Source organism: Trichocoleus sp. DQ-A3, from assembly GCF_039961975.1.
Taxonomy (GTDB): domain Bacteria; phylum Cyanobacteriota; class Cyanobacteriia; order Cyanobacteriales; family FACHB-T130; genus FACHB-T130.
The window spans coordinates 91,062-115,528 of record NZ_JAMPKC010000012.1 but is presented as its reverse complement, the minus strand read 5'-3'; the positions used below and the strand labels follow the sequence as shown (position 1 = coordinate 115,528).

11 protein-coding genes are annotated in these 24,467 nt (G+C 47.7%); 5 read left to right on the top strand and 6 right to left on the bottom strand.

The genetic code is table 11. The features are described from left to right. Positions 1 to 8: 8 nt before the first annotated feature. Together NDI44_RS17975 and NDI44_RS17970 are read right to left on the bottom strand one after the other, a co-directional pair. Positions 9 to 1,301 (bottom strand): amino acid permease, encoded by a 1,293-nt coding sequence (locus tag NDI44_RS17975; protein WP_190411321.1) that lies wholly within the window; start codon positions 1,299 to 1,301, stop codon positions 9 to 11. A 185-nt stretch (positions 1,302 to 1,486) separates the two neighbouring features. Further along, positions 1,487 to 2,281: a DUF2993 domain-containing protein gene (locus NDI44_RS17970; RefSeq protein ID WP_190411320.1), complete on the bottom strand. Its 795-nt coding sequence runs from the start codon at positions 2,279 to 2,281 to the stop codon at positions 1,487 to 1,489. Between the two features lie 481 nt (positions 2,282 to 2,762). Here NDI44_RS17970 and NDI44_RS17965 point away from each other — a divergent pair, with 481 nt between their 5' ends. Beyond that, the gene (locus tag NDI44_RS17965; protein ID WP_190411319.1) at positions 2,763 to 4,634 is read left to right on the top strand and encodes a tetratricopeptide repeat protein; all 1,872 of its coding nucleotides are present in this window, start codon (positions 2,763 to 2,765) and stop codon (positions 4,632 to 4,634) included. A 199-nt stretch (positions 4,635 to 4,833) separates the two neighbouring features. After that, the gene (locus NDI44_RS17960; protein WP_190411318.1) at positions 4,834 to 9,477 is read left to right on the top strand and encodes a CHAT domain-containing protein; all 4,644 of its coding nucleotides are present in this window, start codon (positions 4,834 to 4,836) and stop codon (positions 9,475 to 9,477) included. Here NDI44_RS17960 and NDI44_RS17955 read toward each other — a convergent pair. Then, a complete protein-coding gene (locus NDI44_RS17955; protein ID WP_190411317.1) occupies positions 9,438 to 9,731 on the bottom strand; it encodes a hypothetical protein in 294 nt (97 codons plus the stop codon). The genes NDI44_RS17960 and NDI44_RS17955 overlap by 40 nt on opposite strands. Before the next feature lie 1,232 nt (positions 9,732 to 10,963). On the opposite strand from NDI44_RS17955, the gene NDI44_RS17950 reads away from it, so the two are divergent. Then, positions 10,964 to 14,104, top strand: coding sequence for an MFS transporter (locus NDI44_RS17950; protein WP_190411316.1), 3,141 nt, complete (start codon positions 10,964 to 10,966; stop codon positions 14,102 to 14,104). Positions 14,105 to 14,172: 68 nt separating this feature from the next. Here NDI44_RS17950 and NDI44_RS17945 read toward each other — a convergent pair whose 3' ends face one another. Then, complete coding sequence (locus NDI44_RS17945; RefSeq protein ID WP_190411315.1) at positions 14,173 to 14,484, bottom strand: chromosome segregation ATPase; 312 nt, start codon at positions 14,482 to 14,484, stop codon at positions 14,173 to 14,175. Between the two features lie 466 nt (positions 14,485 to 14,950). Then, on the bottom strand, positions 14,951 to 17,110 hold the full coding sequence (locus NDI44_RS17940; RefSeq protein ID WP_190411355.1) for a tetratricopeptide repeat protein: 2,160 nt from the start codon (positions 17,108 to 17,110) through the stop codon (positions 14,951 to 14,953). A 1,045-nt stretch (positions 17,111 to 18,155) separates the two neighbouring features. On the opposite strand from NDI44_RS17940, the gene NDI44_RS17935 reads away from it, so the two are divergent. Together NDI44_RS17935 and NDI44_RS17930 are read left to right on the top strand one after the other, a co-directional pair. Beyond that, on the top strand, positions 18,156 to 20,864 hold the full coding sequence (locus tag NDI44_RS17935) for an RNA helicase (protein ID WP_190411313.1): 2,709 nt from the start codon (positions 18,156 to 18,158) through the stop codon (positions 20,862 to 20,864). Positions 20,865 to 21,091: 227 nt separating this feature from the next. Then, on the top strand, positions 21,092 to 23,833 hold the full coding sequence (locus NDI44_RS17930; protein ID WP_199304762.1) for a family 10 glycosylhydrolase: 2,742 nt from the start codon (positions 21,092 to 21,094) through the stop codon (positions 23,831 to 23,833). A gap of 81 nt (positions 23,834 to 23,914) precedes the next feature. Here NDI44_RS17930 and NDI44_RS17925 read toward each other — a convergent pair whose 3' ends face one another. Then, positions 23,915 to 24,304, bottom strand: a complete 390-nt coding sequence (locus NDI44_RS17925; protein WP_190411312.1) for a hypothetical protein — start codon at positions 24,302 to 24,304, stop codon at positions 23,915 to 23,917. Positions 24,305 to 24,467 lie beyond the last annotated feature (163 nt).

The following is a 24,467-nucleotide window of genomic DNA, read 5'->3' as shown; positions in this document are numbered from 1 at the left end:
TTATTAACTCATAACTCCCTAACTCTTTGCCTGACTTGGTGCCAGATTAGACCAGCGACAATTAATCCCAGACCCATTTGCCAGATTTGCGGCTCTACCCAGAAAGCCAGGAACAGGCAAGATCCTAGACCTGCCCAGGCTATCCATTTGGGATAGAGCCGTTCTGAATCTGGCATTTTTAATGCTGCCAGATTAGTAATTGCGTAGTAAATCAAGACGTTAAAGGCACTGAATGACCAAGTCGTTTTGACATTGCCAAGCAGAACTAAAAGGGCGATCGCAATTCCTACCACGACCACCGCTAAATCGGGTGTCGTTCCTTGCCGATTTAGCCGTGCCAAAATTCTGGGCATATCCCGGCGTCTTCCCATCGCCAGCAGCACGCGGGACAAACCCAAAATCAAGTTTAATAGTACCCCCAGCATCGCCGCGATCGCACCAATTGATAAAATCGCCGCACCTCTTGAACCGGCAACGCTGCGAACTGCCACCTCGAGGGGTGCTGCCTGTGCCTGGGTTGCTTTGCCCAAAATTTCTGTCCCGACCGCCCCAATGCCAACCGTTACCACTGCCATGTAAAGCAGCATTGTCACCCCCAGGCTAACAATCATCGCGATTGGAATTGTCTTCCGGGGTTCCCGTGCTTCCTCGCCCAACGTGGCAATCCTTCCATAACCCGTGTAAGCCACAAACATCAGCGCACTGGCTTGGAGTACCGTCGCCGGAGAACCTTTGAAAAATGGCGTGAGATTTTCTGTACCAACCTCTGTGGCGCGGGGTAGACAGATAAGGACAAAGAAAATTAAAGAGAGCAGCGACACCGAGACGATGGCAATATTGGCGCGATTAGAGCGGCGAATCCCGCTCAAAACAATTAAAGTCATCAAAATCGCCGCAGCTAGCGCCGTGGGAATCAGAAATCCCCGCCCATACAAACCCGTCGCATTCAGCAAGTAGCCAGCAAAACCCAAAGCTGCCGTTGCTGCTGAAGCAGTCTTTGCCAAGAGAAACATCCAGCCTGCGGTAAAACCTAGACTCGGATTGAGATACTTGTAGCCATATTCGTAGCTGCCACCGCTGACGGCGTGATTCGCTGCTAACTGGGCACTATTGAGACCGTTGCAGGTTGCCACAACGGCTCCAATCGCGATCGCCAAAATTACCGCCGGTCCTGCGATTCCGGCGGCAATGCCGATGCTGACAAACACGCCCGTGCCTACGATCGAACCCAAACCCATCATCGTGGCACCCAAAACCCCTAACTCTCTCTGAAGCTGCGGGGGTGAGGTTCCAGCAGTCACAAGATATCTCCCAGATAACACTACTGTTATCCTAAGGCTGAGAGGTTAAGACACAGTTGTGCGATCGCTGACCTTTACGAATTAAGGATAGAAAAGGGGTGTTCAACCACCGCTCCTTATCCCTGTTCCTTTTAACGCGGTTCTGACCCTGCGATTGCCTACTAACCGATGACGATTGACTAAAATCAAGGGTTATTGGGAACGCGCTCGATTTGGGCATAGCCACTGAAAATTAGCTTATCTCCTTGGGTTTCCAAGCGGTTAATTCGCATGGTTACGCCGTCGAGATTAAAGCGATCTAAATCGACCATGTTATCTAAAATTTCCGCAAACGCCGATGTCAAGGTCTGAGAAATTTCCCGTGATTCTTCTGGAACCGCCTCTGGTTGAAATTGGGGATCTTTAAACCGAATGCGACGCCGCCGTTCCACGCTTAAGGTTGATTTCATGCTGAGTGGCACCAATCCTTTTTCGCCCAAATCTGCCTTTGCAAAAATTTGCACTTGGTTTTCGGGCAGCAGCTGTACTTGGACTTCGGTAAAGGAAACGGACTGACCGCCAGATAAATCTGTCAAAGCTGGTGTGGAAATATCTTGCAGGCGCTTCTGCACCAGTTCTGCCTGAAAGGATTGGTTAATATCTGCCTGGGTTAGCGTCACCTGTACAACTGCCTGGGTGGGTTGCTTAAGGCGGATCTGACCTTGCATTACACAACTGAAGTCAATCGAGACGGCGTCTGTCTCAAACGACATCTCCTCGGTGCGAAACTCGCGGCGAATCACAAGACCACTACCGCTCATTTTGAAGCTGTCAATACTGCCCTGCAAAAGCTTGCTGGAGGGATAGCAGCGAACAGCAACTTCCACAGACTCACTCTGGGTAAACATGTGGCGAATAGTCTTGCTAGCGACTGTATTGAGGAGGCGTTCTCCCCAATCAGTGCCAGTATTGTTTGTGAAACCAGTAAGGCCGCCTAACATAATGTTTCGCGTCCATAAGAGTGCTTACTCTCTTGTTTGTAACAAAATATTAACAAATAAGCAAGAAGACCTAAGACAGAGAGAACCCCAGAGAGCCTACTGCTTAAGGTTATCAGCCGGAAAATGGCGCGATTGATAGAATTTTCTGAATTTTCCAATTAGTTACAACAATTAGAGTCGCAGATGTGAGCAGATCGCCCTCTTGATGCGCGATCGCCTACAACATCACTAGGTGCTGCAAAGACTCTGGGCTAAAGATCCGAGATTACTGCCAAAAGTTGCAAAGTATCATTGGAGACAATTAAATTTCACAATCTCTAGAGTCTTCCGATGCCAGTAAGAGCAGGGCTTCCCTACTCCTTATGACAGATACACGAAAATTACTTGGAGTGTGGCAACGAAAGCATCATGACTCAGACTAGGGGAATTTTGAGCGACTGGTGTGGGATGAACACTGTTCTGTATTCTTAAGTTGACGGCGATGACACGGATCATTATTCGATATTACGATCCTAGCTATCCCTATCTAGAACGGGCTATCCGTTCGATTCAGGGAGATTTTGATATTGTTGTATACGATGATGGAAGCAATATTTTTCCTAATTTGGCTGCTGTTAAAAATAGATGCCAAATTAGACGCCTAGAGCATAAAGGGCCAGCTTCTACGCTGATACAGGCTCTGGCTGATGCAAAAAGAGAAAATGTAAAACAAGTATTTATTCTAGATGGGGATGATGAGGCGCTAGAGAGTTTACCAAGCTTTCTCAATGCATCCTTAGCATTACCTTATACAGCAGTTATCGGGCAGTTCAAGGATGTGCCTTCCCCAATTTATCAAGAGCAGGGAAATGAATTATTTCGAGAAGCGATCGCTAATTTAAAATTCTGCCCTCCCTGCTTCAGCCTCAAGATTGGAGACTGGGTACAAGACTTGCCCCGCATCTTCAACCTAGTGCAAACCGAATATCTCTCAACTGGCACTTTATTTTTAAGCTTATTCCTCTCTGGTCAAACCGGGATTTCTGTTGCTGAACAAGTGATTATCTGGAGACAGCACGAAGCCCAAACTTACAGACATCACCACCAGGAAAGGCATTTAACAGTACAGAGAATTTGGCAAATCTACTATCAAAAAGCTTTCGAGGAATATAGCAAAATCTTGCATCTCAATCCCCATGATGCTGTTGCTTATTACAATCGGGGTAATACTTGCTCCAGACTTGGCGATGGGCAAAAAGCAATTGAGGATTACACTCAGGCGCTGAATATCAATCCTAATTTTCCTGAAGCTTACACTAATCGAGGTGTCGCACGCTTCGATTTAGGAGATACTCAAGGAGCAATTGACGATTATACTCTGGCATTGCAGCTTAATCCTAACTTTGCCGCCGCCTACAATAACCGGGGGAATGCCCATTCTAAATTGGGTAACTATCCAGAAGCAATCGCCGATTTGCAGACATCTGCTCAAATTTTCTCTGTTCAAGGGTATATAAGTAACTACCAGGGATCGCAAAACCTCTTAGCTGAAGCCTATTTTAAAATGGGAGCAAGATTGTGGATGCAAGAACAGATTGAACAAGCGATCGCTTGTTATCAGAAAGCGCTGGAAGTTAAACCTGACTTTCCTGAAGCCTACTACGATTTAGGCATGATTTTCCAGCAAAAGGGTAGAGTTGCCGAGGCAATGAGCTATTACCGTAAACTCTTAACAATCAAGCCTGAATTTTCAAAAGCTCGTTATCAAATTGAGACAATATTGAAAGGTTATCAATTTTCTACAGACTGGTTTAGCCGCAACCTTGATATTTTGAATGAGCATCTTAAACCTTTATCTAAAATACCTGGATTAAATATTTTAGAAATAGGCAGTTGGGAGGGGCGATCTACTTGCTGGTTTTTAGAAAATATTTTAATAGATAGTTCTAGCCAAATTACCTGTATAGATACCTTTGCAGGTAGCTTAGAACATCAAAGATATGATTGTGACTATCTAAGCTCTATAGAAGAGCGATTTGACTTTAATATAAATCGTACGGGTGCAGCGGAAAAGGTACGAAAAATAGTAGGTAGATCTCAACAAATATTGCGTTTGTTACCCTTGGGTTTTTATGATTTAGTTTACATTGATGGCTCCCACCTAGCCAGCGATGTTCTGGAAGATGCAGTTTTAACTTGGGCGCTTGTTAAAGTTGGCGGCACGATCATTTTTGACGATTATGATTTTATTTTTGCAGAAAATTCCTTTCAAAATACTAAGGTGGGGATAGACGCTTTTGTGTCAGTATTTTCCGATAAAATTAAATTCATCCATAAGTCTCATCAAATTCTTCTAAAAAAACTTTTTTCTTAGACTTGGTTGTTTTTAGTTCCTGAAGACAATCCTGGTTGAGATAAGTTATAACAGCAGTATAATAACTGTCCAGAAAGTACATCACAGTTAGCGATTGGTTAAAGGAACAACCCGTGTAAACAAAAACGTAGTGACTTCGGCAAAGCAGAACTGCGATTGGTTGTTCAATATTTCTTAATATCTGCAAGAGAGAGCAATTATGAAACCCTTAGTGAGAAAAGTTAGCCTAGTGATGGCAGCCTTGCCTCTAGCAGGAGTCATCAGCTTAGAAAAAGCATTGGCACAACCCATCATTCCGGCTGCTGATGGCACTGGTACCCTTGTCAACGTCAATGGCGATCGCTTCGACATCACTGGCGGTAAGCTATCAAGCCAAGGTGAGAATCTCTTCCACAGCTTTAACCAATTTGATCTCCATCAAGGTGAGATTGCCAACTTCCTATCCACCCCCAGCATTCAGAATATTCTCGGTCGAGTTGTGGGTGGAGATGTCTCCGTCATTAATGGCTTAATTCAAGTCACTGGCGGCAATTCAAACTTATTTTTGATGAATCCAGCCGGAATTGTATTTGGCAACAACGCTAGTCTAAATGTGCCTGCATCTTTCACTGCCACCACCGCCAACAGTATCGGCTTTGGCAATAATTGGTTTAATGCCATCGGTAACAATAATTATGCCGCTTTAGAAGGAAATCCCAGCACTTTTGCTTTCACGGCTCCCCAACCCGGTGCCATCGTTAACTCTGGAAACTTAGCAGTAGGACAGGGGAAAAATCTCACCTTACTCGGTGGCACTATCGTTAATACTGGGCAACTTTTGGCACCAGAAGGAAATATTACTGTGGCAGCGGTTTCCGGCGGAAAATCCGTGCGGATTAGTCAACCTGGAAACCTACTCAGTTTGGAGGTCGCGACTCAGAATTTTAATCCCCAATCCCCTATCCCTAATCCTCAATCCGTACCGCAGCTGCTGACTGGCGGAAAAATTGGGAATGCGACTAAACTCACTGTTAATAGTAAAGGTCAAGTGGTACTCACGGGATCTGGCGTTGCAATCCCCACCGATACAGGTACTGCGATTGTAGCTGGCAACCTTAACGCATCCGGTCAGACTGGCGGTAAAGTGCAGGTTCTGGGTGACAAAGTAGGGCTGGTGGGTGCCAACATCAACGCTTCCGGCAGTCTTGGCGGCGGAACGGTGCTAATTGGCGGCGATTATCAAGGGAAGGGCACAGTACCAAATGCCTCTAGAACATATATCAGTCCAGATTCTTCGATCGATGTCGATAGCAAGAACAACGGTAATGGGGGTCGTGCGATCGTTTGGTCTGACAAGGCAACTGAATTTTACGGCAATATCAGCGCTCGTGGCGGCAAAAATTCCGGCGACGGCGGATTTGTGGAAGTTTCAGGCAAGGAAAGCTTAACTTTCAAAGGTAAGGTGGATACGCTAGCGCCACAAGGTAAGGCGGGAACCTTACTACTTGATCCACTCAATATCACGGTAACAGATCAAAGTGCGGGTCCGGGAGCGCAAGACGTTGAATTAGCCGATGGCACAATTCTTGAGGGTGATGCTCCTGCAAATTTCATCATTTCGGAAACCGAACTGGAAAATGCCTCCGCCTCTGGCAATGTGATTTTGCAAGCGACTAACAACATCACTATCAACGATCTTACAAGTGACGGAACTCTGAACTTCGGCGGCGGGCCTGCTACGTCAATCACTTTTACGGCAGACGCTGATGGTGATAAGGTTGGTTCTTTTGTGATGCAAAATACGGCGAACACCATCCGAACCAATGGAAGAGATATAACAATTTCCGGAGCAAGTATCACTGTTGGAAATATTAAGATCGATCCTCCTCCTGGTTTTGGTCCGTTCGGGAAGATTCAACTCACCAGTAGCAACGGCGCGATCGCTACCGGCAATCTAGACACCTCTAACTTATACGCGAACAGTGGAAGTATCATCCTGGATGCCACTAATGGAAACATTCTTACAGGTGATATTACTTCCTCTAATAATAATAATGATGGTGGTCTGGTGAGTTTAACTACTAACACCGGCACAATTACAGTTAATGGCGATATCAATTCCTCCTCCACCTCTTATTTTCAATCTACAGGCGGCGCAGTCACTTTAGAAGCTGGCAGTAACATCACTACAGGCACAATTAATTCTTTTGCAGAAGCTGACATATTTTTCCTTGGAGATAATCCAGGAGCTACAGGGGGTGACGTCAAGATAACATCTGGAGGCAATCTTAAAACAGATGCCATTAATTCCTCTGCTGTTGTTAGCCAAACAAGTGGTGGTGCCACTTTATTCGATGCGATAGGCGGCTCAGTTACCTTAGATGCCCAAGGTAGTATTCAAACCGGCGATATTGATTCCTCTGCTACTGACCCCATCGTTGCTACAGGGGGTGCGGTCAACTTCACAGCTAAGGACGATATAATCACCGGCAACATTAATTCCTCTGCTACTGTTAATCCCCCCCCTCCCGATCCAGATTTTCCCGATCTGGTTACTAATGCATTAGGTGGGTTAGTTAGCTTAACAACAGATGACAATATTACCTTTAATACGATAAATACCCAAGCTAAAGAACAAGTAGATGGAATCGATGGCTCACTCAGCGGTGGTAATGTCACAATATCTTCCCTAGGAGTTGTTAAGGGACTGAATATAATTGGCGGCACTTCAGCAACCATCCTCACCAGTGGAGTGACCCAAGGAGGCTCTGTTATCATCCAACATGATGGGGGGCAAGATAACTTTCAATTTATCGTCGGCGATGCGACTAACAACGGTACGGCGGGAGCGATTGATACGGGTGGAAGTAGTGGGAATGGGGAGCTGATTTCTCCTGCACAAACCATTCCATCTATCGATACTCTGATTCCCAATAACAATACCTTTGAGGTGGGCAATCCTAGTGTTGATGGTATTCAGATAACCTTTATTAACCAAGCACCGACTTTGACCGCAAATACTCTGCTAACGGATACTCAACAAAATCAGTCGATTACATTCACTGTTGCGAGTTTAAATCCATCTATAACCGATGCAAATAGCGATTTTACCTCAATACGCATTGATGCCATTAATGGGGGAACGCTGACCAAACAAGATGGTACCGTCATCGTACCGGGAACCATTTTGTCGTTGAGCGATGTTTTAGTTTACACACCGCCTACGGGTGCGACTGGTTTGCTCAATGCCTTTACAATTAGTGCGAGCGATCGCGTTTCCTTCTCCGCCCCGCAACAGCTCACCATCAATGTAGCTGAGCCAATCCCCACACCAATTCCCACGCCAATCCCCACGCCAATCCCCACACCAATTCCCACGCCAATTCCTACGCCAATCCCCACGCCAACACCTTCCCCAACGCCACTTTCCAGCGAATTATCACCACCGCAGGAGACGCCGCTGACACGAATACCGGCAACGAGAAATCTTGCCTCAGTCGAAATCGATCCAGTTGTTGCTCAAATCGACCAAGAGTTTACAAGGCAATTCCAGCAATATTTGGGACTCGCTCCCGATCTTCCCTTAAAAACCTTGGATGAGGCGCGTGAAATTCTTAACGAAATTGAGAAAGCAACTGGAGTGAAACCGGCACTCATTTATGTTGCTTTTGTGCCTGCAACAGTTACACCAGGAACAGCAGCAGATAAAAGTCAACTCTCTTATCCCGCGCCACAATTAGATATTCTTTGGCAATTCAACTCTCAGGGATTAGCCCTAAATCAGCTAGCTCAACTTCCAGCTCAATCGTCAAACAATCCCCTACCGCAGGATAACGACCAACTCGAACTCGTCATTGTGACAGCTAAAAAGCCACCAATTCGCAGGAGAGTCACAGGGGTAACACGCCGTCAAGTTCTCAAAGTCGCCCAGGAATTTCGCTCAGAAATCACTAAGCCGCTTAAAACAAACCGTTACCTCAATTCTTCCCAACAACTCTATAAGTGGTTGATAGCACCCGTAAAAGCTGATTTAGAAGCTAGCAAGATCGATAATTTGGTTTTCCTCATGGATACAGGGTTGCGGAGTCTTCCGGTTGCTGCCCTCCATGACGGTCAACAATTCCTAGTGGAAAAATACAGCGTCGGACTCATGCCGAGTCTCAGCCTAACCGATACTCGTTACCGGGATATTAAAAAAACCCAAGTCCTGGCAATGGGAGCAGCCAAATTTACTAACCAAAACCCCTTACCCGCCGTGCCCGTGGAATTGTCCATTATCGCCTCTTCCCTATGGTCGGGTAAATCTTTCCTCAACGATGCCTTCACTCTGAAAAATCTTAAGGCGCAGCGTCAGCAAGAACCTTTCGGAATTGTTCACCTAGGCACGCATGGGGAATTTAAGTCAGGGAACCCGAGCAATTCCTATATTCAGCTGTGGGACACCAAGCTGAGATTGGATCAACTGCGGGAGTTAGGTTGGAATGACCCTCCTGTAGAATTGCTGGTGCTAAGTGCCTGTCGTACAGCCTTGGGAGATGAACAGGCAGAATTAGGCTTTGCCGGGTTATCAGTGCAGGCAGGCGTCAAGTCAGCCCTAGCGAGTCTCTGGTACGTCAGCGATGAAGGGACTTTGGGGTTGATGACAGAGTTCTACGAACAATTGAAAAAAGCGCCCATCAAGGCGGAGGCGGTGCGTCAGGCACAGGTGGCAATGCTCAACGGCAAAGTGCGCTTAGAGGGAGGTCAACTCCGCACCCTCAATGGCAGCTTTCCCTTGCCACCCTCAATGGCTGGACTGGGAAATAGAAGTCTTGAGCATCCTTTCTACTGGGCAGCTTTCACGTTGATTGGCAACCCTTGGTAAGAGAAGGGAGGAGAGATGACTGAGGGCTGAGAGGTGAGGACTGAGGACTGAGAGGTGAGGCAAAAAGGGCTGAGGAAAAAAGAGGTGATAACAATTCTTTTTAAAGATGCGCTTAATAAATAGATAGTGTCTTGCGTGTCAAGAGCGATCGCAAACGAGCAAAGGCAAGCGTTGAAAACAGGCTGGCAAGCACTAACTAGTCCGATGCGCTCGTCAACAGCTTGCCATCGAGATGCCTCCCACAAAGTCCTCACTCCACTTCACCCGATCGCTCGCCTGCCACTGAAGCTCTATTATTCTATTATTAAGCGCATCTTTACAGAGAATTGGTACGAGATACATCGGCACGGGAATGGCAATCAAAAATCTGCTACCGAACATGAGAACCACAATATGTTCAAGCCATCTGAGAAACGCTATAGATATAGAGACATATCACTTTTTCACGTTCTTTTTCTAACCAAACCGTATTACCCCTCACCAGCTTTTACTTCAAGTAATATAAAATTATTCCTTTGATATTAAAATGTTCGTTAAGTTCCAAGGTTATCAGTTAATCTTGACGTTTATAACCATCAAAACTAACAAGAGTTAAATCTTTATTTACAAATACAATTGAAAATTTCAATACACCTACTAAAATTACCAAATCGAAATAACTGATAATATAGGTGCTGGCAATATTGGATAATTAGCTTAAAAATTAAGTTATACCTTTTAAGGGAATTCTACTTAATGACCATATTGCATTTAAATTTGATATTTATGATAAGAATGAATCAAGCATTATAGTTCTAAAGATATGGAGAATACCTGTTACTTTTGCAAGCTCCGTTTGCACCTTCTCTCAAAAAAATCTCAGAAAATGGGCGGTTACTTCACGAATCAGAAACAATCCTGTAACAATGAATTCCTGGTGTTTTCTCAGATATTTAACGATTTTACACCGATAGGGGCTTGCATAAAAGCATCTGATATATTATTTTATTCGTTCAGTCTAAGCCCTGAGCTAAGTATCTCTAGCTTCTGATTCAGTTCCTAAAATTTGGATAGAAGATAAACTTTCATTAAAGGTTATTGCTCCACTCCTTAAGTTAAACTGTACGTCATGGTTTCGGAGCAGATCGCCTAGATAATGGTGCTTAGGGAAAGAAGCAGCAGCGTGTTTTAGGAAAAGGTCTGCAAATGTAGTTTTATTGCTCGCGGCTTACTCCCTTACTCTCTCCATCCTGCCACAGGTATACATTTCAGACCTCAGGAGGATGCTTTGTAGTGACCGATTCGACGATTCTGGCGTACAGAGAGGAGTTAGGCGATACATACAGAGTAACTACTTAAGTAGATGAGTACAAAGAAACCAGAAAGATAATCACTCGTTTTTTTGACAAACGGGTGTTTCAGAGTGTGGTCTTTTTTGCAGATTTTGACCACTCAACATACCTTAATTTATAATTTGCGCGGGATTTGCTTTGAGGAAGAAAATATCATGTTTGAGAGTACGGGAATACTCATGGGAATGTACAAAACCCTATTTTGGCTCGCTCAAGTTACACCAGTCGATCCAACGGTGAATACTCCAGAAGAAGCGGCACTTGTCTTTTCAGGGCCTCAATTTTTTGTAGCGCTGATTTCTGGGATAGTGTTAGCTTTTGCGTTGCAATTATTGTTAACCAACCTCTCAGTCGCCGCCGGGATCTCTTACTTGGGGCATCAATCAGATTCAGATTCCGATCGGGATGAATCTGGAAGTTTGGGAGGGACAATTCGCAAAATAGGGACAGCAGTCGGAATTTGGACGCTGGTGACAGTCACCATTGCGTTAGCGATCGCGTGTTTCCTGGCAGTGAAACTGAGCCTGATTAGCAGTGGCGGCTTGGGTGCTATTATCGGTCTGGTAATTTGGGCAACCTACTTCTGCCTGCTATTCTGGGTAAGTTCGACGACAGTGGGATCGTTAGTGGGTTCAGTTGTCAATACTGCAACCAGCGGCTTCCAAGCAATTGTCGGCACAGCAACCGCAGCAATCGGCGCACAAGCTGTGAATAATCAAGTTGTGTCAACCGCAGAGGCAGCAGCAGCAGCCGTGCGGAGAGAACTGGGATCGGGAATCGATCCTGCCAGCATCCGCGAGACGCTGGAGGATTATTTAGGCTCCTTGCGTCCCCCTGAACTCGATATACAAAAGATTCGGGGTGAATTTGAAAGATTGCTCAATGACCCGCAACTAAAAGCGATCGCTAACACCGATAATCTTCGCAACATCGACCGCCAAACATTTGTAAATTTGGTAAGCGATCGCACAGACCTCTCGAAACGAGACCTTAACCGCATCGTAGACCAACTCGAAGGCGTATGGCGGCAAGCCGTGGGATCGCGAGAACAACAAACCGATCGGATGGGCGAACTGCTCAACTATCTCAAGTCTGCACAACCGGGTCAAGTTAAGTCAGATGATATCAACGCCAAACTCGACCAGCTGATTGCAGAGACGCGCGACTCTAAAAAAGCCGATCAAAAAGCAGCCGACGACGCAGCTCCTGGTCCAATTCAGCTAAGCGTTCAACAGGGTTTAACGACCCTGATGGGATTAGCAATGGGACGCACGGATCTCTCAGATTTAGATGTGCAAACCATCTTAAGTTCCCTCTCGAAAGCTAAAGACAAAGTAACCGAGCAAACCGACAAACTAGCGACTCAAGCAGGAGTTAAACCAGAACTCCCCTACAGCACCATTCGAGCAGATGTAGACAACTACCTGCTCAACACGTACTCCTGGCAGATTACCCGACCAGGACTTAACCGGGAATTCAAAGAAGTCATCTACGACCCCCAAGGAGATCCGGGGACAATTCGCCGGGAATTGGAGCAACTAGACAAGTCATATTTTGCCAACCTGTTGCAACAACGGGGCGTCTTTACCCAAGACAAAATCAACGACATTTCCGATCAATTGGAAGGCATCCGGCAAGAAGTTTTGGTGACAGTGCGGGCAGCTGAAGAAGAAGAAAGGACGCAAGACCTGCGCCGCCGAGTTGAAGATTATATCCGAACAGCACCCAAGACAGAACTGAGCGCAGAAGGCGTTAACGACAATTTCAAAAAGGTGCTAGAAGACGCAGATGCCGACCATGACACCCTTGAGCGTCGTCTTGCTTTGTACGATCGCTATGCCTTGATGCAATTGCTGCGGGGACGCGAAGACATCGGCGAGACAGAAGCTGACGCGATCGCTACGAATTTAGAACAATCACGCGATCGGGTGCTGATCGAATCCCAAGCCCTCCGAGACCGAATTCAATCGGAAACCGAGGCAGTGTGGGTCAATTTAGAGTCCTATCTGCGAAATACTGGCAAAGACGAACTGAATCCTGAAGGCATCCAGCGAGATATCAAAACTCTCCTGAACGACCCGCAGGCAGGAATGTGGGCTCTTCGGTCGAGAGCTTCTCGCTTTGACCGCGATACCTTAGTTCAGCTACTGAGTCAGCGACAAGACTTGAGCGAGGACCAGGTAAATCAAATCATCGATCAGGTGCAACATTCTTGGAGCAGCGTTGTCCAAGCACCGCAAATGGTCGTAGATAAAGCCAAAGAGCAGGTAGACAAAACCAGCACGGCTCTAGCAGATTACCTGCGGAACACTGGTAAAGACGAACTGAATCCCGAAGGCATCCAGCGGGATTTGACCAGGCTGCTCTCCGATCCCAGAGAAGGTGCGACGGCACTGCGGCAACGGCTATCTCAAGTAGACCGCGATACCCTGGTGAAGCTACTGAGTCAACGGCAAGACCTAAGCGAAGAGCAAGTAAATCAGGTCATCGATCAGGTGCAGGGTACGATCAAAAACATCGTCAGAGCGCCTCGTCGCCTTGCCACCCGGACGCAGGCACAAATCCAAGATTTCCAAAGCACGCTACAAGACTACCTGCGGAATACTGGCAAAGACGAACTCAACCCAGAAGCAATTAAGCGCGATTTGCAGTTGTTGCTGCACGATCCGCGCACCGGAGTTGAGAGTCTGACCGATCGCCTATCTCACATCGACCGCGACACGATGATCTCTCTGCTGTCGCAACGGCAGGATATCTCTGAGGAAGAAGCTGCCCGAATTGTGGATCAAGTCCTCTCGGTACGCGATCAATTCGTGGAGCAAATTCGCAGCATTCAACGGCGAATTCAACAGACGATTGACGGGATTTTTGCTCAAATTCGCAACTACCTCAACTCGCTGGATCGCCCAGAACTCAACTATGACAGCATCAAGAAAGATGTTCGCAAGTTGTTTGACGATCCGCAAGCTGGGTTTGATGCCTTGCGCGATCGCCTCTCCCATTTCGATCGCAATACTCTGGTTGCCATCATGTCTTCCCGCGAGGACATCTCCGAGGAAGATGCTAACCGGCTCGTCGATCAAATTGAAGGCGCACGCAACAGCGTCCTGCAACGGGTGGATCGCCTCCAACAGGAAGCGCAACGCCGCTTAGACGAAGTGAAGTATCAAGCGCAGCGGCAGGCAGAAGAAACTCGCAAAGCTGCTGCCTCTGCCGCTTGGTGGCTGTTTGGTACGGCAACTGTGTCTGGAATCGTTTCCGCGATCGCTGGCGCTTTAGCCGTTTCCGGTCGTTAAAGTTACCGATTTTCTCCGCTAATCCATAAACGTAGGGGTAGGATTGTTTTCCTGCCCCTACTGCTTTTTTATAAGCCCAACATCCGGTTAACTTGCTCGGAAGTTAAAGGTTTAGGCGAAATTTTGGGATCGTAGTCTAGCTGTCGCAAGCGATCGCGTAGAGCTTTGAAACTCGTTGTTTCCAGCAATACCAAATTCTGATATACAGATTCTTTTGGCATTTCCACTCTTAAGATCACATCTTGTAGTTTCTCTTGTTCTATCGCGTGTAAAATTTGCTTGCAAAATAATTCACGCTTCGACACCTGAGTTAATGTCACTAAATACCAATTTCTTTGGACAGGAACATTCGGTGAATCATCTTGAGGTATGTTCTGCACGGTATAGATTTAGGGATATTGGGTGACGGCAAATTGATGGAGGGAGCGCTAGGGACACGGCATGGCAGTGCCCCCGCTAAGAAGAATAAACTGGCTTCCACCATTCATAAAAATGGTTTCAATTAGCTTTAGGAAATTAATAACTCATTAAAACTTTTGAAAGTCATTATTAACAAGTCAGTAACTAATTCAGCATCCAGAAAATTTTTCATAGCTTCATTCCCCACAATAGTGTAGCAGGAGTCTGGGAAAGCTTCATTTTCTTCAATATCTTGGAATAAATGAAAATAATTTTTCGTTAGCAAGATCGCGATTTTGCTTTAGATTCCAAGCTCTAGCACTGCTAAATGATTTCCAAAGAAGAAATCCCCGACTTCTCTTGAAGTCGAGGATCTGAAGGGCTAACGTCTCACAGCTCGAATGGATTGCGATTTCTCCGGAAGCAGATTGATTCAGTGCATGGGAATTACAACCGTCGCAGTAATTCTGGCAACAGCTTACCTGGAACCTTGGAAAGGGCGAGATTTTGACCTTGTAAGCCACGTTCGCGGAAAAATGCCCGGATTGTCTGCACAACATAAGACAAAGTGGATTCGTAGGCATCGGGTTGAGCGCTAAAGCCTCGCAATGCTTGCAAATGGTTGTGTAACGCTGCCTCTAGATGCTCTAACAGCGAACCCTGAGCCAAAGCGAACTGCTTATCCGTTGCCATCTGGTAGTGAGCCAGCCCCAAATTATTGTAGGTGGCAGAGGCATCAAACGTAACCGGCACTGGGGGCGTGTTTTGGCTCAGCCGGTGGACAAGCGCGATCGCAGTTTCATAGGCTGTAATACACGAGTGCAAATATTCCTGTCGCGCCTCCACCTTCGTTTCTACCTGGCTTGCCAAATGCCAATAAGCCGTACCCAAATTATTCTGCGTCGCCGCGCAAGCTGCCGGGACGACATCCGGCGTCCGATATTTTAGTCCATTCAAGTAAGCTTCGATAGCAAGCTTTAAATAGGTTGCGGGTTGTTCGTACTGGGCGAGATTCCAGTAGGCGGTGCCAATGTTGTTTTGCAGCATTGCCCAGCTAAGCGACTCTTGCTCTGGATTGTAATACAACAGCGCTTCTGTATAAGATGCGATCGCTTGTTGCAAGTTTGTCACCGGCTGCTGCTGCTGTGCTAAATGCCAGTAAGCCGTACCCAAATTATTGTGCGTCGCCGCATATTTGAGCGGCTCCATCTGGGAAGGACGATAGCGCAAAGCTTCTTGATAAGCGCCAATCGAGTATTGCAAGTTCTCAGCAGCATCTCGATAACGAGCCACTTCTCCGTATGCCGCCCCCAAATTATTTTGAATCATGGCATAGGTGTGGGGCGCTTCATCGGGATTGAAGGTGGTTAAAGCGGTTTGATACGCTTGAATCCCTTGCTCCAGATAGACAAGCATCTCCTCGACTTTGCTTGGATAGCGAGCTAGCATCCAGTAGAGATTGCCCAAGTCATTAAGGGTATCCGGTACCAGCGGCGAATCTGCCTCTAGCCAACTCAATGCCTGTTCGTAAGCTTGGATGGCAACGATCAGGTTTTCTTGCGAGGTATTTGATTGTTCGAGTTCAATCAGATCGCGGTAATGATTCCCCAGCCTCAGATAAGCTTCAGCAAGTGCCTCTGGCGGACAGGATTGCTGCTGTAATTGAGCAATTTCCTGCAACGATTGCACCTGAGGCAAATTCTCAATCGCCTGATGAGGGGCTTCAGAATGGGAAGGATGAATGGATGCTGATTCATCGCTCTTTTCTTCTGATTCCTGTAGGGGAGAAGCATCAGTTGGCGAACTTGTCGCCGGATGCTGAGATTCGTCTCCCGGAGGCGTCGCTTCTACCTCTTCCTTACCAGAATCATTGCCTGAAACTGGATTTTCCGAACGGGTTTCGCTATATTTCGCGAAGTCGCGGTTCAGAATGTGCCACAGATTTTCTTGAGGTACAGCCGTCTCTTGCTCAGCAGCTTGTTCGCGGGGCGCTGAGAATTGTAGAGACGGATACCACGTCTCTTCTGATACAGGCGTGGGTTCCCCTTCAAACTCAAATAAGCCGGTGTGACACCGCCAAAACTCAGGTGCCGACTGCTGAATCGCCCGGAACCAAGGGCGAGGCATCCACAGCAACAAGCTAGATTCTAAGCGCGGCAAACTGCGCTCAATTCCCCTGAGAGAGCGCAGAAATAATCCCTGTACCGTTGCTGGCTGCTTGGTTAATAGTTCCACCCCCAAAATTTGAAATCCGGGTGGGTTGTTGTCAGGGGGTGGGTGTTTGGCTAACCAGCGATTGATCTGAGCGATGGGATGCGGCTGGCTCAAGTTTAAGTTCAGGCTAACCAGTCGGGGGTAGCCTTGGAAGGAGCCAGGATTCGGCAGGAAAGACGAATGAGTGCGATTGGACTTGTTTCTTCTTCCGTCTTCCGAAATCGCCAATTCTGCGTGTAATCGGGCAGCCAGACGATTTCTCAGGGTGAGGTCGTCGCATACCGCCACAAAAATTTGGCGACGCAAACCAAGACTCAGCGCCTGTTTCAATCGCTGATAGATGATCCGGTTTCCATCGGAAATTTTTCGGTGAGCGGTATCCGTCACCGTCATGCTGGCAGGGTAGTGTCCGTTGGCTTGTGGCACCGACGTTTAGGAAGGATAAATAAGGGACTGAGGGCTGTTTGGGGGGGTTTGGAACCCGCCCATTCGGACTGGGTACTAGAAAACCAATTCAGTTAGTAGGAGAACCGAATTCAACTATGTGATTTTGTCGGTGTCATTTTGTCGGTTGGGGGCGTGGAGGGGTGAGGTACGAAACCCAACACGGCAAATTGACTGCTGAATCAGTACCGATAAAAATTCTTGCCTATCATCTTGAATCCGACTTCTGCCTTTTTTGAGAAGTGGATACCCATTTCTTCCCATTCCAGTTGCCTGGGTCAGGATTAAACGCAGCTTTTATCTATCCGCCAAAAGGATGATTTTAGATTTCATCTTTTTGAGCGATCGCAATTTCGCATAGCCGTAGCTCTGCTGCCAATCACTGTATCGCTCGTTACATCCTCTAACCTCCAGTCCTTTTCATCAGAAGATGTGGGAATTGCCGACGATGGAAAAGGCTAACTTAGATCGCGATTGAGAGGCTTTTCAGAAAATATTTAAAAAGCGTCAAATTTGCCAGAGAAAGCAGAAGAAAGATTTAAATACAAACAGACAGGTATTGGCGATAATTCAGGCTTTTCGATCGAGATTTTCCATGAATTTTAGCTATATTATTTATTATAGTGACAATTGCTCTATTATTCTGCCGCTACGAATAAACTTGAAGTTTCGTAAAGCGGTTTCAAGTGACTTGAGAGACTAGCTTCGGGAAATGGCACCTAGAAAAGCAAATAGCGTCACGATTCTCAGGGCAAGCGTCATGATCGAAATCGATAAGTCGATAATCTGGTGCATCCCGCCGATTGGGTGCTAATTTGCACTAAAAGGAATTCCCTAAAAAAATAGCGATGTGCCATCGTTGGGAGCCATTGAATACCGCGTCCCTAGAGCCATTGTTAAGATAATTTATTCCTGGGAAGTCCTTTAGAATTAAAGGAAGCACAAGAAGACAGTTGATGGCGAGATTTAGCTGAATTCTGTTTGCAATTTTTTAATGGAACTATTTGACCGTACCGTGCCCACTACCATACCAGAGCTAGACCTCAAGACCTTATTTCCCTTTGAACTGGATCGGTTTCAGCAGGAAGCGATCGCTGCGTTAAATGCCGATTGCTCGGTCGTTGTGTGTGCCCCTACCGGGTCGGGAAAAACGCTGATTGGGGAATACGCCATTTACCGCGCCCTGAGTCGCGGCAAGCGGGTATTTTACACTACACCCCTGAAAGCGCTATCAAATCAGAAATTACGGGACTTCCGCGATCGCTTTGGGGCTGACCGGGTAGGGTTATTGACCGGCGATACGTCCATCAACCGGGATGCTCCAGTCTTAGTGATGACCACGGAAATTTTCCGGAATATGCTCTATGGCACCCGCATCGGCGAAGTCGGCACCTCCCTCACGGGTGTAGAAGCCGTGGTGTTGGATGAATGCCACTATATGAACGACCGACAGCGGGGCACGGTTTGGGAAGAATCCATTATTTATTGTCCCCACGAAATACAGTTGGTGGCGCTTTCGGCAACGGTCGCCAACAGCGATCAACTCACCGACTGGTTAAATCGGGTTCATGGCCCCACCAAGCTCATCTACTCCGATTTTCGTCCCGTTCCCTTGCAGTTTCATTTCTGCAATCCCAAAGGACTGTTTCCCCTCCTTGATGACTCGCAAAAAAAAATAAATCCGCGACTCAAGCCCAAGCGCCCGCAAACTAAAGAAAAAGGCAAAAAGCAAGATAGCCCAAGTTTAGTTTATGTCCTGAGCCATCTGTGGAAACGGGATATGCTGCCAGCGATTTACTTTATCTTCAGCCGCCGGGGTTGTGACAAGGCGGTGGATGAATTGCGGGAAGTGACGCTGGTAAACGAACAAGAAGCAAAAATTTTAAAACAGAAAGTTGAAGCATTTTTAGCCCACAATCCAGAAGCAGCCCGTAGCGGCGGGGTTGAACCGTTGCTGCGCGGGATTTCCTCTCACCACGCCGGAATTTTACCAGCATGGAAAGGTCTGGTCGAAGAATTGTTCCAGGAGGGCTTGGTAAAAGTCGTATTTGCCACCGAAACCCTGGCTGCGGGGATTAATATGCCTGCGCGAACAACCGTAGTTTCTAGCCTTTCCAAACGCACCGACCGGGGACACCGACTGCTGACGCCCAGCGAATTTATGCAAATGTCGGGTCGTGCCGGACGTCGGGGGATGGACACCACGGGTCATGTAGTGACCTTGCAGACGCCTTTTGAAGGCTCAAAGGAAGCGGCTTATTTGGCAACCAACGGGCCTGACCCATTGGTGAGCCAGTTTACCCCCAGCTACGGCATGGTTTTGAACTTGCTGCAAACTCATAGTCTGGAAGAAGCGAGAGAATTAGTAGAACGCAGCTTCGGGCAGTATTTGGCAACCGTGCATCTCGAACCCACTCGGAAAGCGATCGCTGACTTATCCGAGGAACTGGCAAAAATCGAAGCGGATCTGGCATCAGTAGACGATAAGAGCTTGCAACAGTATGAAAAGCTTCAGGAACGTCTTAGAGAAGAACGCCGATTACTGAAAATTTTACAAACCCAAGCCGAAGCCGAGCGATCGCGGGAAATTGCGATGGCGATCGCTTCTGTAGAACCCGGTACGCTGCTGAGTTTAAAAGGGAAACACATTCCGGTGTCTTCTCCTGTACCCGCTGTCTTAGTCACCAAGACACGCGGTTCCGGTCAATCGCCCTACCTAATTTGCTTAGGTGCAGATAACCGCTGGTATGTAGTCACCGCTGCCGATGTCGTCGCTTGCAGCCAATTACCCCGCGTGTCCAATGTTAAATCCGTACAGCCCCCGCCGGAAATGCCGATAAAACCCGGTCATTGCAAGAAGGGCACCGAATCCACAGAGGTCATTGCCCGTCAAATTGGCTGGGCTTGTCGGAACGACGCTTGCGGTCGTCCGGACGCGGATCTCGAAGAAGATACCGCCCCAGAAGTGGTCGCGCAACAGCAGCAAGTAGCCGCAGTGGAAGCGCAACTGCAAAATCACCCTGCCCATCAATGGGGCAATCCCGCCGCCCTCCTCAAGCGCCAGCAGCGCCGAGAGGGATTACTAGACCAAATTTCCCAGCTTCAGAGCTTGTTCCAAGACAGCCTGGCACGCCACTGGGAAGAATTTATGGACTTGATTGAAATTTTGCAACGCATGGGTGGTCTAGAGGGCGTGATGCCGACACCCCTAGGAGAAGCCGCTGCTGCGATTCGGGGTGACAACGAGCTGTGGATGGCTTTAGCCCTGATGTCGGGTAAACTCGACGAGTTAGATCCCCACCACTTAGCCGCTGCTTGTGCCTCCTTTGTGACCGAAACGATGCGACCGGATAGCTGGACGCACTACGATGCACCGGCTGAGATGGACGAAGCTTTGGGAGGTTTGCGGGGCTTGCGGCGCAACCTCTTCCAACTACAGCGGCGGTATCGCGTAGCGCTACCAGTCTGGATGGAATATGACTTAACAGGTTTGGTGGAACAGTGGGCGTTAGGGGTTCAATGGGATCAACTCTGCTCTAACACCAGCTTAGATGAAGGGGATGTCGTCCGAGTATTGCGACGGACGGTGGATTTCTTATCTCAAATTCCTCATGTGCCTCACATTTCAGATTCGTTACAGCGCAATGCCTATCGGGCAATTCATCTAATTGACCGCTTTCCAGTTAACGAGGTCGTTGCTTAGAACCAGCGGTTCGCTGTCAAAAGGTCATTGTGATTTGTCCTTAGCCATTCGTCATTAGTTTGTTGCGACTAACTGAGGTCGTTGCTTAGAATGAGCGATTAGCCCTTGGCTGTTAAAAGAAGTCATTGGTGATTCGTCATGAGTCGTTAGTTTGTGGCTAATGACTGATAACTGATGGCTAAGGATGAAAAGCTAATCGCTAACAGCTATTTCAGGAGCAGCTTGTGTTGAGGAGTGGTTTTGGTTTGAAGCGGGAATGCCAGGGAAAGGAAAAATCTCAGGCTTGGAATTGGGTATTTTTAGTTGTAAATTTTTCCTGTTTATTTTTTAGTTCTTTTCCTGCCAGTGCTGCACCGGGTGTACTGGGAGTGGTGAAAACTCAGGACAATGCTAACCAATGGGAGGGGATTACAACCCGCCTGGGACTAAGTGGTGTTGCCTACTGTGTGGTGGATTTACAACAAGTCCGGCAGGCGGCAGATTTAGCAGGGACGCAGGTTTTATTTTTACCGAATGTTGAAACCCTCAGTGCCGTACAGGTACAAGCAATCCAAGAATGGATGGGTAAAGGCGGGCGAGCGATCGCCACGGGGCCTTTAGGCACTCTTTCCCAAGCGAACGTGCGATCGCAATTGCGATCGCTCTTTGGCGCTTACTGGGGATTCGGTTTACAAAGCCCCTCCACCTTGGCACCCGCACCCGCTAAAAATCAGGGTTGGGTGCAACAGAACGGACTTGCTGGAACCGCCCAGGGGGGTGTAATCATTCCCGCCGGATTGACCAGTCAAACCGCTGCTGTCTGGAAGTCGGTTGAGAATCCACCGGCGGTCGTAACCACCGACCGCTCAGTCTTTCTGGGCTGGCGTTGGGGCGTCGATACTGCCTCTAGCCCAAACCTGGATAGCGCATGGTTGCGGGCATCCCTGAACCGCTACGGGGGAGTGAGAACAGCCAAAAATGCACCAACCAATGCGGCCCAGCAGTGTTCCTCCCCAGCCGGAACCACTGCGGCTGCCACACCACGCCCGCCAAACGGGCAGCCAAATTCAACGAATTCCGTTTCTCCAGGGACTGCGGCAAGTCGGACGCCTGCCACTTCCCGCACCCAATCGGGAACCCCTATCCTTTTCCCTCCTGCCCCAGCAACCCAAGCCGCAGACGCCAACGCCGATGGTTTAGTGGCTCCACCTGGACTCGAAGTAAAGCCAAGCTCCCAGCTCATCACAGGCGGACAAGCAACCACCATGCGCCAGGAGTTGGAAGCGCTCATCGGACGCTTTGAGAGTGCAATGTTAACTGCCAACGCCACGAACAAGGTGGGAACGGCAAACGGAAATAATTCCTCAACCCAAACCAAGCTCATCGCTCAAACTTCTTCACGCTCTAATCAGGAATCAGCACTCAAAACTGCCCGGACAGGGTTGCAAAAATTTCTTCAGCTAGTTGACCAAAAAGACTACAGCGCTGCCCGACAGCAATGGCTCCAGGCGCGACGAACTCTCTGGGACAACTATCCCACCGACCGACCCCAAGGACAGTCAGAAATTCGGGCGATGTGGTTAGATCGGGGTACCATTGTCAGCGCTGGTTCGGAGCAAAAATTAGCAAAAATTTTCGACCGACTAGCAGCGTCAGGGTTTAACACGGTCTTTTTTGAAACAGTCAATGCGGGATATCCCATTTATCCCAGTCGCGTCGCTCAGATTCAGAATCCCTTGGTACGCGGCTGGGACCCCCTAGCTAGCGCAGTCAAACTCGCTCATGAGCGCGGCATGGAGTTGCACGCCTGGGTGTGGATTTTCGCCGTCGGCAACCAGCGTCATAACACCTTAGTCAAGCTTCCGAAAGAGTATCCCGGCCCGGTGCTCGATCTGCATCCCACCTGGGCAGGCTACGATAACCGGGGGCGTTTATTCCACTTGGGTTCGGGAAAAACGTTTCTCGATCCGGCGAATCCGGAGGTACGGCGCTACTTAATACAGATGTTGGGGGAAATTGCCACAAACTATCAAGTGGATGGCATTCAGTTCGATTACATTCGCTATCCTTTTCAAAATCCCCGTGCGGGTTATGCTTTTGGCTACGGTACAGCGGCCCGTCAGCAATTTCAGCAGTTACACGGGGTCGATCCGGCAAAGATTTCGCCGAAAGACCGCAATCTATGGCAAAAGTGGACGCAATTTCGCACTAATGCCATCAACAGTTTTGTAGCAGATGCATCGAGAAGCCTACGCGCCTTAAAACCGAACCTGATTGTGTCAGCGGCAGTGTTTCCTTTTCCTGAAACTGAGCGCTTGCAAAAACTACAACAACATTGGGAAGTCTGGGCGCAGCGCGGAGATGTAGATTTGCTGGTGCCGATGACTTACGCTTTAGATACTAACAAACTCCAGAGTTTGGCACAGCCTTTGCTTACTCAGGCTCTACTGGGTTCAACTCTCGTTTTGCCCTCGATTCGTTTACTGAATCTGCCAGATGTTGTGGCAATCGATCAAATACAAGCACTGCGGAATTTTCCTGCCAGCGGTTACGCTCTATTTGCCGCCGAAAATCTCAACGAAAATCTGCAAGGAATCTTCCGCCGCACTCAGGGGAGGGAAATAAAATCATCCACAGAACCGCTGCCTTATCGCCAACCTTTCCTAGCCGCTACGACTCGTTACGCGGCACTTCAAAAAGAATGGGATTTTCTTTTAGAAACTAACCAGTTTGGGATTAAAGAACCAGCACTCTCGGAGTGGCGCAAACAATCAGAGGCTCTCTCAAATACGCTGAATCAGCTGGCTGCGAATCCTTCTGCAAATAACCTGGCAAAGGCGAAAATTTCACTCCAGGCTTTTAAATTTCAGTTCAATCAATGGATGAAACGGGAAGGTATAGAGCAGCCCTACCAAATTCAAGTTTGGGATAACCGTTTGGCAACTTTGGAAAGGCTACTGCGCTATGGCGAGCGAGGAATTAAGAATTAAAAATTCAAAAATAGGTGTAAAAAGCGATATATTGCCTATTTCTGAACTTATTTCCCATCCCAAGAAACGCTCAACCGTCTGTCATCGAGTGACTTGGAATGTTCCAAAAATCACTGTCATAATTAGTGCAACAGCAACAAAGAAGACCGCTATCAATATCAACCAGTATTGGAGTGTATAAAGTTTTCTAAGTTCCCCAAGGGCACCAATCAAATTTTCCATATCGCTTCCCTGAGTATCGACAATAAGCTGGAAAGAAGAGGCTGCTTTACTTGTCCATAAACCAATGAAGATTTGAACAACGCCAGTGATAATGCCGCCAATTTCACCTTTTGCGATACTGACAATCCCATCTATAACCAGAAGCACCCCTAAAGCGATCAGAAAGTAGCTAACAAAGCGCATTTTCTGAGCAAGATCCCGAATCAGCTGGTTCTGCGTCTGGTCAAATTCGTACACTCGACTGTCCATTTTACGCTTTCTCCCGCACGAGCTCACTCAGATTTTACGATATTGCTGCCAGATTGAAATCACTTTGAGTGCAAAAAACTAAGAGCGATCGCTTTTTACCATAACCAATACTACGTAGGTACGTGTCAATCAACGTAGGCTTTTGATAGTTCGTGGTTCATAG